General features: G+C 58.9%; 15 protein-coding genes. 7 read left to right on the top strand and 8 right to left on the bottom strand.

Going from position 1 to position 13,857, the window contains the following annotated elements:
• Nucleotides 1–6: 6 nt before the first annotated feature.
• Entirely contained in the window at nt 7–912 is a 906-nt protein-coding gene (locus VE934_RS05945) for an AEC family transporter (RefSeq protein WP_324885313.1), read from the bottom strand.
• Nucleotides 913–1,047: 135 nt separating this feature from the next.
• Here VE934_RS05945 and VE934_RS05940 point away from each other — a divergent pair, with 135 nt between their 5' ends.
• Both VE934_RS05940 and xerD read left to right on the top strand, forming a co-directional pair.
• Nucleotides 1,048–2,022, top strand: a complete 975-nt coding sequence (locus VE934_RS05940; protein ID WP_324885311.1) for a tripartite tricarboxylate transporter substrate binding protein BugE — start codon at nt 1,048–1,050, stop codon at nt 2,020–2,022.
• Between the two features lie 97 nt (nt 2,023–2,119).
• Complete coding sequence (gene xerD / locus VE934_RS05935) at nt 2,120–3,013, top strand: site-specific tyrosine recombinase XerD (protein WP_324885309.1); 894 nt, start codon at nt 2,120–2,122, stop codon at nt 3,011–3,013.
• Nucleotides 3,014–3,036: 23 nt separating this feature from the next.
• Here the strand turns inward: xerD and VE934_RS05930 are convergent, their stop codons facing one another.
• Complete coding sequence (locus tag VE934_RS05930; RefSeq protein WP_324885716.1) at nt 3,037–3,849, bottom strand: ferritin-like domain-containing protein; 813 nt, start codon at nt 3,847–3,849, stop codon at nt 3,037–3,039.
• A gap of 316 nt (nt 3,850–4,165) precedes the next feature.
• On the opposite strand from VE934_RS05930, the gene VE934_RS05925 reads away from it, so the two are divergent.
• From VE934_RS05925 to VE934_RS05905, 5 genes are all read left to right on the top strand, one after another.
• Entirely contained in the window at nt 4,166–5,488 is a 1,323-nt protein-coding gene (locus VE934_RS05925) for a sensor histidine kinase (protein WP_324885307.1), read from the top strand.
• Nucleotides 5,481–6,629 carry a sugar ABC transporter substrate-binding protein gene (locus VE934_RS05920; RefSeq protein WP_324885306.1) on the top strand — a complete coding sequence of 383 codons (1,149 nt, stop codon included), beginning with the start codon at nt 5,481–5,483 and terminating at the stop codon, nt 6,627–6,629. The genes VE934_RS05925 and VE934_RS05920 overlap by 8 nt, the downstream gene beginning before the upstream one ends.
• 64 nt (nt 6,630–6,693) lie before the next feature.
• The gene (locus tag VE934_RS05915; protein ID WP_324885304.1) at nt 6,694–7,065 is read left to right on the top strand and encodes a response regulator; all 372 of its coding nucleotides are present in this window, start codon (nt 6,694–6,696) and stop codon (nt 7,063–7,065) included.
• 316 nt (nt 7,066–7,381) lie between these two features.
• The gene (locus VE934_RS05910; protein WP_324885302.1) at nt 7,382–7,906 is read left to right on the top strand and encodes a gamma carbonic anhydrase family protein; all 525 of its coding nucleotides are present in this window, start codon (nt 7,382–7,384) and stop codon (nt 7,904–7,906) included.
• Nucleotides 7,906–8,877 (top strand): Hsp33 family molecular chaperone HslO, encoded by a 972-nt coding sequence (locus VE934_RS05905; protein ID WP_324885300.1) that lies wholly within the window; start codon nt 7,906–7,908, stop codon nt 8,875–8,877. The genes VE934_RS05910 and VE934_RS05905 overlap by 1 nt, the downstream gene beginning before the upstream one ends.
• Here the strand turns inward: VE934_RS05905 and VE934_RS05900 are convergent, their stop codons facing one another.
• The 6 genes from VE934_RS05900 to VE934_RS05875 form a co-directional block, all read right to left on the bottom strand.
• Complete coding sequence (locus VE934_RS05900; RefSeq protein ID WP_324885298.1) at nt 8,878–9,324, bottom strand: hypothetical protein; 447 nt, start codon at nt 9,322–9,324, stop codon at nt 8,878–8,880.
• 13 nt (nt 9,325–9,337) lie between these two features.
• Complete coding sequence (locus tag VE934_RS05895; protein ID WP_324885296.1) at nt 9,338–9,613, bottom strand: septum formation initiator family protein; 276 nt, start codon at nt 9,611–9,613, stop codon at nt 9,338–9,340.
• Nucleotides 9,614–9,675: 62 nt separating this feature from the next.
• Nucleotides 9,676–10,962, bottom strand: coding sequence for a phosphopyruvate hydratase (eno, locus tag VE934_RS05890; protein WP_324885294.1), 1,287 nt, complete (start codon nt 10,960–10,962; stop codon nt 9,676–9,678).
• Between the two features lie 29 nt (nt 10,963–10,991).
• A complete protein-coding gene (locus tag VE934_RS05885; RefSeq protein ID WP_324885292.1) occupies nt 10,992–11,297 on the bottom strand; it encodes a DUF1330 domain-containing protein in 306 nt (101 codons plus the stop codon).
• Between the two features lie 40 nt (nt 11,298–11,337).
• The gene (gene kdsA, locus VE934_RS05880) at nt 11,338–12,195 is read right to left on the bottom strand and encodes a 3-deoxy-8-phosphooctulonate synthase (RefSeq protein WP_324885290.1); all 858 of its coding nucleotides are present in this window, start codon (nt 12,193–12,195) and stop codon (nt 11,338–11,340) included.
• Nucleotides 12,192–13,857: CTP synthase (locus tag VE934_RS05875; RefSeq protein WP_324885288.1), on the bottom strand; the 1,666-nt coding region annotated here is incomplete at its 5' end. The genes kdsA and VE934_RS05875, both read right to left, overlap by 4 nt.

Raw genomic sequence — 13,857 nt, 5'->3', positions numbered from 1 at the left:
AGTGGACTAACGCAGCACCCCGAGGGCAAACGGCAAACTCACCATGCCAAGAAGCGTGGACAGGGTAACCAGCCCGGCTACGTAGGCGCCGTTGTAGCCCATGCGTGCCGCCAGCACATAACAACTTGACGCGGTTGGCAAGGCCGAAAACGCCAGCAATACCGCCGTCTGAACGGGCGACAGGCGAAACACCCATGACAAGCCGAGCGCAATCAAGGGCATCAGAAAGTGGCGAATAGCCAGCACCGACACAGCCAGGGTTTTGGCCTGCGCCAGGGATCTGAATTGCATACCAGCGCCAGCGGCCATCAAGCCCAGCGCCAGGGAGGCGGCGCCTATGCGGGTCACTGTGGGCTCCAGCCATACCGGAATCTGGAAGCCCATCAGATTGGCTGTCATGCCGGTGGCGGTAGCAATGATGAGGGGGTTGCGAATCAGGGCGTGAACAAACCCGGTGTTTGCATGGCGCGCCATCGGCCAGATTGCGCCAACGTTAAAGAGCGGCACACACACGCCAATCAGCACGGCGATGAGCAGCAGTCCCTCCGCCCCCGCCACCCGCTCCGCCAGGGCCAGGCCGATGAAGGAGTTGAATCGAAAGGCGATTTGCGCGCTGGCAGCGTGTTCGCGTTTGTCGATGCGAGCGCCCAGCCAGGGTAGCCAGGGTAAAGAGTAGGAAAGCGCAATGCCCAACACGCCCATCGTGAGCCCGGCAATGATGAGGCTGGAGGTTGCGCTTAGATCAAGCGGGCTTCTGACAATGGACTGAAACAGCAGCACCGGAAACAGGAAGTAATAAACCAGGCTCTCCACCTGCTCCCAAACGGTGCGATTGAGAGCGGTGTAGCGGCACACCAGGTAGCCGCACAGGATGAGGGCGAAGTCGGGGAAGAGGAGCAGGGCGTAATTCACCCTTCGAGAATAACCCGAACGAGGCACTGCTTCGGGTTTGCCCCTATGCGTAATCCACAACATACCGGCGCGCGTTGTAAGTTTAGGATCAAGCCTGTCACCGCTTATTTGCCATTTATCCAAAGGAACATGCATATGCAACGCCGATACCTCCTTACCCTTTCCTCGCTGACCCTCGCCGTTGCGGCATGCGGTTCAGCCTTCGCGCAGTCCTATCCAAACAAGGTCATCAAGCTGCAGGTGCCTTTTGCACCTGGCGGCACCACCGACATCGTGGCGCGCGTGATTGGCGAGCCGCTCGGCAAGGCCCTGGGCCAAAACGTCATCATCGAAAACAAGGCAGGTGGCGGCGGTGTGGTGGGCGCCCTGGAGACCTCGAAGGCAGCACCGGACGGCTATTCGCTGGGTATGGCAACGGTATCCACCACCGCGGCCAACCCGGCCATCAACCCGAAAATTCCGTACAACACGCTGACAGACTTCACGCCCATCATCAATATCGCTGCCACGCCAAATATCATTGCCGTGCACCCAAGCTTTCCGGCGCGCAACTACAAAGAGTTCATCGCCGAGCTCAAGAAAAATCCGGGCAAATATTCTTACTCATCGTCCGGGACCGGCGGCATTGGTCACCTGCAGACCGAGCTGTTCAAAAGCCTGAGCGGCACATTCATCACGCACATTCCGTATCGCGGCGCAGGCCCGGCACTGAATGACACGGTGGCTGGCCAGGTCCAGATTATTTTTGACAACATTCCCTCGGCGTTGCCCTTCATCCAGCAGAAGCGGCTGATCCCCATCGTCGTGGCTGCGCCTAACCGGCTGTCGGTTATGCCTGACGTTCCCACCTTCAAGGAAGTCGGCCTGGAGCCTGTTAACCGCATGGCCTACTACGGCATCATCGGCCCCAAGGGTCTGTCCAAAGAGGTTGTTGACAAAGTCAGTGCAGGGGTACTCAAGGCCCTGCAAGACCCTGCGGTTCGCAAGCGCATCGAAGACACCGGTTCGATCATTGTGGGCAACACACCTGAGCAGTTCACGACCCAGATCAAGGCTGAATTCGAAGTCTATAAAAAGGTTGTGACCAGCGCTGGACTCAAGCTGGACTGATTGCCAACGGCCTTCGGCCCGGTACACCATACCCCCGCAGGCTAACGCCCGGCGGGGTATTTTTTTGCCTGCGGTCCGCTTTTGTTATCGTTGGTGCATGCACCCCCAGAGCCAGTCAGGTATCGACAGCTTCATTGACGCCCTTTGGCTGGAAGATGGCTTGTCCAAAAATACGCTGGCTGCCTATAGGCGCGACCTGACGCTTTATGCAGAGTGGGCTGCGTCTCAGGGTCAGCAGCTCAACGACACATCTGAAACCAGCCTCAACAGCTATTTCTCCCTCAAGCACGACACCAGCAAAGCGACATCGGCCAACCGGAGGCTAACGGTTTTCAAACGCTACTTTCGCTGGGCGCTGCGAGAGCGCTTCATCACGGCTGACCCCACGCTCAAGTTGCAGTCTGCCAAACAGGCGCTGCGGGTGCCCAAGCTGATGTCTGAGGCGCAGGTGGAATCCTTGCTGGCTGCACCCAGCGAAGATGCGCCGCTGGGCCTGCGCGACCGTGCCATGCTGGAGCTCATGTACGCCAGTGGGCTGCGCGTCAGCGAGTTGGTCGGCCTCAAGACTTTTCACCTCGGCATGAACGAGGGCGTGCTGCGCGTCATGGGTAAAGGCAGCAAGGAGCGCCTGGTTCCATTTGGTCAGGTTGCCAGGGAGGCCGTGGCGCAGTACATCGCAGAAGCGCGCCCCGACATTCTGGGCGGACAACAGACTGAGGACCTGTTTATCACCGCGCGAGGCAAAAGCATGAGCCGCGTGATGTTCTGGATGATCGTCAAGAAGTACGCACTGCAGGCAGGCATCACCTCGCCGTTGTCGCCCCACACCCTGCGCCACGCCTTCGCGACGCACCTGCTCAACCATGGGGCAGACCTGCGGGCGGTGCAGATGCTGCTCGGCCATGCCGATATTTCCACGACCACCATCTACACCCATGTTGCGCGCGAGCGGTTGAAGGCACTGCACGCGGTGCACCATCCACGCGGATAGCGCCTCAGTTGTGTGGAAATGGGTTAGCACCCCAATTGGGCGAGTTCAGCCTCATCAAACCCGGCCGCGCGTCGCGCTTCCAGGTTAAAGGGGCCGCGCAGAGCGGGGGCTTCGTACTGCTTCGCGAGTTGCCCATATGTTGCAAGCGGTTCGAGTCCACGCTCGCCGCATAAGAAGCGGTACCAGTGGTTGCCAATGGCAACGTGTCCGATCTCGTCACGCAGGATGATGTCGAGGATTGCAACCGCCCCAAGGGCGCCGGGGCTGCCCACTTTGCGCAGCTTGGCCTGCATGGCAGGCGTTGCGTCCAGTCCGCGGGCTTCCAGTGTCCGCGGAACCAGCGCCATTCTCGCCAGTACATCGTCGGACGTTTTTGCGGTCATGTCCCAAAGGCCGGTGTGCGCCGGGAAATCTCCATAGTCATATCCCAGGGACTGCAAATGAGCGCGCAGCAGGCTGAAGTGGTGAGCTTCTTCTGCCGCCACCTTCAGCCAATCGAGGTAGTAAGCGTGCGGCATGCCATCAAAACGCCAGATCGCATCCAGCGCCAGGTTGATCGCGTTGAACTCGATATGGGTCACCGCATGCAGCAGGGCAGCCAAACCTTCAGGTGTGAATGGGGAGCGCTTGGGCACATCCAGGTGCGAGCGCAGCTCCGGCTTCGCAGGGTGACCCGGTAAACCCGTCGGCGCTTCGATCCGCTGGTCTGCTATAAAAAGAGTAGCTGACCGCACGCGCAGCGACTGGGTGAGAAGCACTTTTTGTTGTGAGTCCCGTTCCGACAAGGCCTCCAGGGCCATTTGGCGCAGCTCAGGTTTCACAGGCATGGGTGTCATCATGAGGGGCGAGCCGGGCAACTCTGAATCCTGGGGGCAAAAGGTCGGGAGGTCGGTGGAGGGGATGAAACTATTCTAGGGCGCCACCTGGAAAAGCCGATGCATCCTTCGCAACCAACTGGTCGTGCGCCCTACGGGTTCTTCAGGCGGATCCTCACAATAGATGGGCCTCACTCAACTAATAAGTTGGTATTATTGGAGGCAGATTCCGAACCGCTGCTAGACCCGTTTTCAGTTCGGACCACAGGGCGAAGGATCGCGCGCCCTGCACTTCCACCCAGCCTTTGAAAGTTGATTGATGTCAGGACGAAGCCGGTTGGCGATAGGCGTTGGCGCGGGCCTCACGATCGGCTTTCTTGCGCTGATCGTGATCGTCAGCACCACCATCTGGCTGGTAGAACGCAGCAACAGCCTGTTTGAGCAATCGGCGTTGCAGCGCACGAGCCGCATCGCCGCTGTGGAGCTGCGCGATCATTTGCGCACCGCTGAGTCGAGCCAGCGCGGTTTTCTCCTGACCGGAAACCAGATTTATCTGGCCCCCTATGACACGGCCAAGACGCGGGCGCGGCAGGAGCTGGATGATCTGGGCCGGATGATTGCGCCAAATGCGCCCAACCGTGCCATGCTGCCCCGGTTGTCAGAAGCGGTAGGAGAAAAGATCGGCGAGATGGACAACAGCATCGCGCTGAAAAGTGCTGGCCGCGATGCAGACGCCTTGGCATTGCTTCAAAGGAATCGCGGCAAGACGCTGATGGACGAAATCAATGTCTTTCTCTATGGGGCGATATTGATCGCCGACGAAAACATCACGCTCTACAGCGCCGAACAGCAACGCAATGCGTCCGTGCTGCGCTGGATATCGGCAGGCGCCGCCGTGGTCATCATTCTGGTGGTGTTCGTGGTGGCCTTTACTGTCTACCGCAACGGGCAGGATCTGAAAGTGGCACGCGACGAAGTGCAGGCAGCCAATCTAACGCTGGAGGAACGTGTGAAGTCCCGCACGGCCGATCTGGCCATGGCGCGGGAACGCGCAGAAGTTCTGCTGACCGAGGTCAATCACCGCGTGGCCAACAGTCTGCAGCTGGTGGCGGTGCTGGTGGGGATGCAAATGCGCACAGTCACCGACACGTCGGCCAAGGATGCCTTGCGTGAAACTCAGTCGCGGATCAGTGCAATCTCGCTGATCCATAAGAGCCTGTACACATCAGGCGATGTGACCAACGTGGCGTTGAACGATTATCTGGGCGCCATGTTGGGTAATCTGGAAACGGCGATGAAGAAGGACGGCCACACCGCCATCCTGAAATGTTATCTGGAGCCGATTTCGCTAAGCACTGACGCCAGCGTCAGCCTGGGCGTGGCCGTCCAGGAGCTGGTCACCAACGCCTTCAAATATGCTTATCCCGACGAGAAGACCGGCGAGGTGCGGGTGCGGCTCAAGCGACTGGAGGGCGGCAAGGCCGAACTGACGGTTGAGGATGATGGCGTGGGGATTGCGCTGAACAGCGCGCATGCGGGCACCGGGCTGGGCAGCAAGATCATCAATACGATGGCGTCGGCGCTGAAGACGCACGTGGAATATATCAACCGCATGCCGGGTACGATGGCGCGGTTGGTGCTGACGACGGCGAATGCGTGATGGTGTCTTCGAGGAATTGGCGATGAAATTTCGACTGTCTGCGCTTGCTTCACTGATGTGTCTCGGCGCGTCTTCGTTTGCCGCTGGCAGCGGGGGGCTGACCAACCCGGTCAAGTTGCCTGCGTACGATGCGGCACGGGCTGCCTGCAGAGCGCCAACGGGTTTGCAGAAGAAGCTGGTGTTTGTGCAGGACAACAGGCGCGAGTTCATGCAAGGCGCGGGACGCGGGCTGGAAGCTGCGGCGCGGGCACGGGGCCTCGGCTATAGCGTTGCCTTTGCCAATAATGATTCTGCGCTGATGGTTAAACAGCTTGGCGGCATCGCAACTGATAAAACGGGCGCAATTGTGGTGGCGCCTATCGATCCTCCGTCGCTGGCGCCGGCTCTGAAGAAGGTGCTGGGCGCGGGCGCCTATGTGGGTGCCATCGTGCCACCGCCGGCGACCACGGTGTTGAACGCGCCGCAATACCTGACCGGCAAAGTTCTGGCGGAAGCGGCGGCAAATTACATCCGCACGCGGCTTGGCGGAAAGGCCAAGGTTGTGCTGCTGACGCATGACAGCCTGCAATTCCTGGCGCCGCGTTTTACCGCCATGCGCGACACCCTGCGAACACTTCCGGGCGTGACGATCGTGGCCGACATTTCGCCCGCCACGGTCGACAAGGAGGGCGGATATCGCACGATGAAGACGATCCTGCTCGCGCAACCGAATATCGATGTCGTGCTCGGCGCGGACACGGTAGTGCTCGGAGCGCTGGCGGCATTGCGCGAAGCGGGCAAGGCGCGGTCGGATCAGTTTCTGGGCGGTATCGACGGCGAGCGGGAAGCGGTCGTCGAAATCAAAAAAGGCGACAGCCCCTACAAGGCGAGCATCAGCCTTGCTTCATCCATCTTCGGTTACGCGATGGGCCAGCAGGCCGCTGATTGGCTGGACGGAAAGTCCATTCCACAGGCAATGGATATTCTGCCCAGGGCGCTGACCAGCAGCAACATCGCGGACTATGAACGCGATACGGCCAACCCCGGCGCGGTGTATGCCGATCCGTCGCGGCGCGCGTCTTATCTGAAGATGTACGGCAATATCTGTTTCGACACGCGCGAAAACTATATTAATTTCCCCTGGTCCTCAGAAACCAAATAGTCTCATCAAGGTCGTGCCCACCGCCTGCAACCTCGCACAGAATTCAGCAGCCCGCCAGCCAGCCATGACCGTCAAGCCTTTCGTCATCCTATACGTTGAAGACAACGACTTCGTCCGGGAGTCGTTCGCAGAGTTGCTTGCCACCGCCGATCGCCGGATCGTATGTGTGGCCGACGGCGCCGGCGCGCGCGAGGTGCTGCGCGAGCAGACCGTGGACCTGCTGGTGACCGACATCAACCTGCCCGACGGCTCGGGCCTCGATGTGGCGCGCGAGGCTTTTGGTCATAACCCGACGCTGCCGGTGATCGTCTGCTCAGGGCAGGACTTGAGGGACGTCGCCCGGTCGCTCGGCCCTACCGCGCATCCACTGAGCAAGCCCTTTGAACTGGAAGAACTCGAGGCGCTTGTCGAGCGTCTCGCGCGATCAGCGACTTGACGTTTGGGTCACCGCATAGAACAGCGAGCCAAACCTTCAGGCGTGAATGGCGAGCGCTTGGTCACATCCAGATGCGAATGCCGCTCGGGCCGGGCGGCGTAACCCGGTAGATCCAGGAACCTGTCGGGCCGTGGGTTGCTATTAAAAGAGTAGCTGCTTGCGCCCGTAGCGCATGGGCAAGAAGCACTTTTTGTTGTGGATCCCGCAACGACAAAGCCGCGATGGGGTGGAGGGCGTAAAGCCACTCGAGGGCACTGCTTGGGGCCGATCCTTACAATGAGATCATCACCTCCACCGTTCAGGATTCTGGCTAACCATGAGTATTTACCAACTAGACGCGCTGACTCCCAACATTCATGAGAGCGCATGGGTTGCGGACAACGCTCAGGTCATGGGCAATGTTTCTCTGGCCGAAAGCAGCAGCGTCTGGTTTGGCGTGGTCATCAGAGGCGACACGGAAACCATCAGCATAGGCAGGGGCTCGAACATTCAAGACAACAGCGTCCTGCATGCCGACATAGGCATGCCGCTGGAGATAGGCGACAACGTCACCGTTGGCCACCAGGTCATGCTGCACGGTTGCACGATTGGAGATGGATCGCTGATTGGAATTCAGGCGGTGGTACTGAACGGCGCAAGGATCGGCAAAAATTGCCTGGTCGGCGCGGGCTCACTGGTGACGGAGGGCAAGGAATTCCCGGATGGGTCCATGATTTTGGGCCGCCCCGCAAAGGTTGTCAGGCAGCTCACCCCCGAACAGATCGAGGGTTTAAAAATGAGCGCTCAGCACTATGTAGAGAATGCCCGGCGTTACAAGACCGGGCTCAAGAAGATCGCCTGATGTCCTCCGAACTCCATAAATTCATCTTTGACGGCCTGCCGGTCCGTGGCATGTTGGTGCGGCTAACCGACGCCTGGCAGGAAATCCTCAAGCGCCGCGAGGCTGGTGGCGGCTATCCGGCCGAGGTGCTGGAGTTGCTGGGCGAAATGACAGCCGCGGGGGCCTTGATGCAAAGCAACATCAAGTTCAATGGCGCCCTGATCCTGCAGATTTTTGGTGACGGGCCCGTCAAGGTGGCCGTGGCTGAGGTGCAGCCCGATTTGAGCCTGCGTGCCACAGCAACCGTAACCGGCACTGTGGAATCTGGCGATAGTCTCAGCAAGCTGGTCAACGTAAACAACCAGGGCCGGTGTGCGATCACGCTGGACCCAAAAGACAAGTTGCCGGGCCAGCAGCCCTACCAGGGGGTGGTTCCGCTGTTTGGCGATCACCACGAAAAAATTGAAAACCTCGGCGAAATTCTGGAGCACTACATGCTGCAGAGTGAGCAGCTGGATACCAAGCTGATTTTGGCTGCCGACGACAAGGTGGCTGCAGGCTTGCTGATACAGCGTTTGCCGGTAAAAGGGCAGGGCAACCTTGAAGGACAGATTGATCGCGATGCCACGGAAGACCAGATTGGCCTGAACGAGGACTACAAACGGATTGCCTTGCTGGCGGGCACGCTCAAGCGCGAAGAGTTGCTGGGTCTCGATGCGGACACCATTTTGCGCCGCCTGTTCTGGGAAGAGCAAATCACGCGCTTTGAGCCGCTGGCACCCAGTTTCTCCTGCAGCTGTTCGCATGACCGGGTAAGCAGCATGCTGCGCGGCCTGGGCACGGCGGAGGTGGAAAGCATCATTGCCGAGCAAGGGCGCATTGATGTGGGTTGTGAGTTTTGCGGCGCGCAGTACGGGTTTGATCCTGTTGACGCGGCGCAAATTTTTACCAACCCCGGGCGGCAGTTGCCGCCTGCACCCACCGTTCAATAACTACTCGCCGCGCGCCGCGATCAAATCGCTCAGCAGGCGCCGCTCGCACTGCGGGTCGCTGCAGGTGTCGCAGGTCCATACCCACGGTTTGCGGCTGTGCAGCGAGGTTTGATCAGAGACCAACGCGTCCACTGCGCCCAGCGCGTGCTGCAGAAGTTCTGGCCCGCAGCCGTAGATGACCTTGTAGGAAATTCCCGCAGTTGCCAAAGCGCTTCGTAGCCGCACATCGGTTGTTTCGGCTTCGGGGGCATCCTGACCCCCTCGCGGCAGATCCAGGCCCATCAGCAGCGTGATATCAAAAGGGGAATGTTGGCCTGGTGTCAGGCTGTCCAGCATCTTGCAGTGGTCGATGACTGTGACTTGAAGCTCAGGCCTGGCTGACAGAAGGGCCGCAGCGAGGTTTGTCCTCGCGGTTGCTTGGGCCCCCAGCAGGGCGACTCGCAGCATGGAAGTGCCGATGTCAGCGGGCGATCTGGACAAAAATCTCGTTGGGCTTGACCATGCCCAACTCTTCGCGCGCTTTTTCTTCAACCATTTCAAGGCCTTCCTTGAGATCTTTCACCTCGGCGGCAAGGCGCTCGTTTTCAACTTTTGATTGGGCATTTTTCAACGTCTGCTCGTCGAGCTTGCGCTGCATTTCATTCACGTTGGGTACGCTGCCCCGACCCACCCAGAGTTGCGCATGCACAATGACCAGCAGCGCAATCAGCAGGAGAGGGACGAGGCGTGAACTCATGGCGAACTATGCCCCGCCTTCAGGGCGCTGCGAAGCACAGGAATTGACGAGCGTGGGGCCATTCACTTGAGGTTGTAGAAAGCATCGCGGCCCGGATAGATCGCGATGTCACCCAGGTCTTCTTCGATGCGAAGCAACTGGTTGTACTTGGCCATGCGGTCCGAGCGGCTCAAACTGCCGGTCTTGATCTGACCGGCATTGGTGCCCACTGCAATATCAGCAATGGTGGCGTCTTCAGTCTCGCCGGAGCGGTGTGAAATAACAGCGGTGTATCCGGCCCGTTTCGCCATTTCAATGGCGGCAAATGTCTCAGTGAGTGTGCCGATTTGGTTGATCTTGATCAGGATGGAGTTGGCAATGTTTTTGTCGATGCCTTCCTTCAGGATTTTGGTGTTGGTGACGAACAGGTCGTCGCCAACCAATTGCACCTTCTTGCCCAGGCGTTCGGTCAGAATCTTCCAGCCGTCCCAATCGCCTTCGTGCATGCCGTCTTCGATGCTGATGATGGGGTACTTGTCGCACCAGGTGGCCAGCATGTCAGTCCACTGCTGCGCGGAAAGGCGCAGACCCCCTTCGCCTTCGAGCACGTACTGGCCGTCTTTGTAGAACTCGCTGGCGGCGCAGTCCAGGGCCAGGGCAATCTGGTCACCCGCGGTGTAGCCGGCCTTGTCGATGGCTTCGAGGATCAGGGCGATGGCGGTTTCGTGGTTTTCAACGCTGGGGGCAAAGCCTCCTTCGTCGCCCACGGCGGTACTGATGCCCTTGTCGTGAAGGATTTTCTTGAGCGCGTGGAACACCTCGGCACCCCAGCGCAGGGCTTCACGGAAGCTGGGCGCACCTACGGGGACGATCATGAACTCCTGCAGGTCCAGGCTGTTGTTGGCGTGGGCGCCACCGTTGATCACGTTCATCATGGGAACCGGCATCTGCATTGCACCCATGCCGCCAAAGTAGCGGTAGAGGGGCAGGCCAGCTTCCTCGGCGGCAGCACGTGCCACAGCCATGCTGACGGCCAGCATCGCGTTGGCGCCCAGCCGGCCCTTGTTTTCGGTGCCGTCCAGGTCGATCAATGTGCGGTCGAGGAAGGCCTGCTCGCTCGCATCCAGGCCCAGTACGGCTTCAGAGATTTCGGTGTTGATGTACTCGACCGCCTTGAGGACACCCTTGCCGAGGTAGCGGGCCTTGTCGCCGTCGCGCAATTCGATGGCTTCGCGTGAGCCGGTGGAGGCGCCCGAGGGAACGGCAGCGCGGCCCATGATGCCGGACTCCAGCAGCACGTCGCATTCAACGGTAGGGTTGCCACGGCTGTCGAGAATTTCCCGGCCGACGATATCAACAATTGCACTCACGTTTAGTTCCTTTTTTGTTAAGAGGGCTATCAGACCGGGGCGGAAACGCCTTCGACCAGCACCATATTGAAAAACTCGGTGGTGCCGGCACGCTTGGCGCGTGCGGCACGGTACATTTCGTCGTCATAGAAGGTCTTGGCCTTGTCGTAGCTTGGAAAGCGCAGCATGGCGACGCGCGCCGGCTGCCAGTTGCCTTCCAGTGCCTCAAACTTGCCACCACGGACCAGGTATTCGCCGCCCGCAGCCGCCACCGCTGCGGGCGCTGCGGCCATGTACTGTTTGTACTGCTCCGGGTCGGTGATTTTCATGTCGACAATGATGTACGCGGGCGCCATGGCCTGTTTCCTTGTTGCAATTGAGTGGGCCGTTGCCCGATCAGGTGTTAAAACTGTTTTCCAGAAAGCCGTTCTTCTTGGTCACGCGGTCAAGTGCGAGCAGCGTTTCCAGCAGGGCCTTCATGTGTTTAAGGGGAACCGCGTTGGGCCCGTCGCACAGCGCATTGGCAGGATCGGGATGGGTTTCCATGAACAGGCCCGCAACACCAACGGCGACAGCTGCGCGGGCCAGCACCGGGACCATTTCACGAACGCCGCCGCTGCTGGTGCCTTGACCACCAGGCAACTGCACCGAGTGGGTTGCATCAAACACCACTGGCGCATCAGTGTCGCGCATGATGGCCAATGAGCGCATGTCACTTACCAGATTGTTGTAGCCAAAGCTGGCGCCGCGTTCGCAGGCCATGAAGTTGTCTTCACTCAAGCCGGCAGCTTTTGCAGCGGCACGCGCTTTGACAATGACGTTCTTCATGTCACCAGGGGCCATGAACTGACCTTTTTTGATGTTCACGGGCTTGCCAGATAACGCCACGGCATGGATGAAATCTGTCTGCCGGCACAGGAGGGCCGGAGTCTGCAAGACGTCGACCACAGATGCAACCTGAGCGATCTGGTCTTCGCGGTGGATGTCCGTAAGAACAGGAACGCCTATTTCGCGCCTCACCTTTGCGAGTATTTCAAGCCCCTTGTCCATACCAAGGCCACGATATGCCGTTTCGCTGGTTCGGTTGGCCTTGTCAAAGCTGCTTTTAAAAATAAAGGGGATGCCGAGGCTGGAAGTGATTTCCTTCAGGGTTCCGGCTGCGTCCATCTGCAATTGTTCGGACTCAACAACACAAGGGCCGGCAATGAGAAAGAAGGGTTGATCCAGGCCTACGTTGAAGCCACACAACTTCATGCGACTACCTTCAGGGATTTGCCCGCAGTCTGGTGATCCAGTGCCGCCTTCACATACGCATTAAACAGCGGATGCCCATTCCAGGGTGTGGATTTGAATTCAGGGTGAAATTGCACGCCAATGAACCAGGGGTGAATGTTTTGCGGCAATTCAACAATTTCGGTCAATTGCTCGCGCTGGGTTAGCGCGGAAATCACGAGGCCAGCCTCACGGAGCTGGTCCAGATAGTGCACATTGGCCTCGTAGCGGTGACGATGCCGCTCGGTGACAACGTCGCCATAAATCTTGTGCGCCAACGTGCCTTTGGCTACGTCCGAACTCTGCGCGCCAAGACGCATGGTGCCACCCAAGTCGGATTGTTCATTACGCGTCTTGATGGTGCCGTCTTCGTCTTTCCACTCGGTAATCAGTGCGATCACGGGGTTGGGGCTCTCGGGCTCGAACTCGGTGCTGTTGGCATCTTTCAACCCCGCTACATGGCGTGCAAACTCGATCGTGGCAACCTGCATGCCCAGACAAATGCCAAGGTAGGGAACCTTGTTCTCACGCGCGAAACGGGCGGCGCAAATTTTTCCTTCAACGCCACGTTTTCCAAAACCGCCGGGCACCAGAATGCCGTCAAACTTGGCAAGCCGCGAAACGTTGTCTGGCGTGATGGTTTCCGAGTCCACATACTCGATGACCACTTTCGCGTGGTTCTTCATGCCAGCATGGCGAATCGCCTCGTTGAGCGATTTGTAGCTGTCGGAAAGGTCGACATACTTGCCAACCATGGCGATGTGCACTTCGTTCGCAGGGTGAGCGGTTTCGTAAACCAGATCGTCCCAGCGTTTCAAATTGGCGGGTGGGGTATTCAGTCGTAGCTTGTCGCAGATCAGGCCGTCCAGTCCCTGCTCATGGAGCATGCGCGGCACCTTGTAAATCGTGTCCACGTCCCACATTGAGATCACGCCCCACTCGGGCACGTTGGAGAACAGAGATATCTTTTCCCGTTCTTCGGCGGGAATTGGCCGGTCTGCGCGACAGAGCAAAACGTCGGCCTGGATGCCGATTTCGCGCAGCTGCTTGGCGGTGTGTTGTGTGGGTTTTGTTTTGAGCTCGCCTGCGGCGGCAATCCATGGGACGTAGCTGAGGTGGACAAAGGCAGAGTTGTTGGCGCCCAGGCGAAGGCTCATCTGACGCACGGCTTCGAGGAAAGGCAAGGACTCAATGTCACCGACCGTGCCACCAATTTCAACAATGGCGACATCGACGCCCTGCGGTGTGCCGTAGCCAGCGCCGCGCTTGATGAACTCCTGGATTTCGTTGGTTACATGCGGGATGACCTGAACGGTTTTGCCAAGGTAATCGCCGCGGCGCTCTTTTTCCAGAACGCTTTTGTAAATCTGCCCAGTCGTGAAATTGTTGGCCTTGCGCATGCGGGTTTCAACAAACCGCTCATAGTGGCCAAGGTCCAAATCGGTTTCAGCGCCATCGTCGGTCACAAACACTTCGCCGTGCTGAAACGGTGACATCGTGCCTGGGTCAACGTTGAGGTAGGGATCCAGCTTGATTAAAGTGACTTTGAGGCCTCGCGATTCAAGGATCGCTGCTAAGGAGGCTGAGGCGATTCCCTTGCCCAGGGAAGACACCACACCGCCGGTGACGAAGACAAATTTGGTC

Origin of the sequence: Polaromonas sp., assembly GCF_035638815.1 — a bacterium.
Taxonomy (GTDB): Bacteria; Pseudomonadota; Gammaproteobacteria; order Burkholderiales; family Burkholderiaceae_C; genus Polaromonas.
The sequence above is the reverse complement of the archived record's forward strand: the minus strand, read 5'-3'. Positions and strand labels throughout refer to the sequence as shown.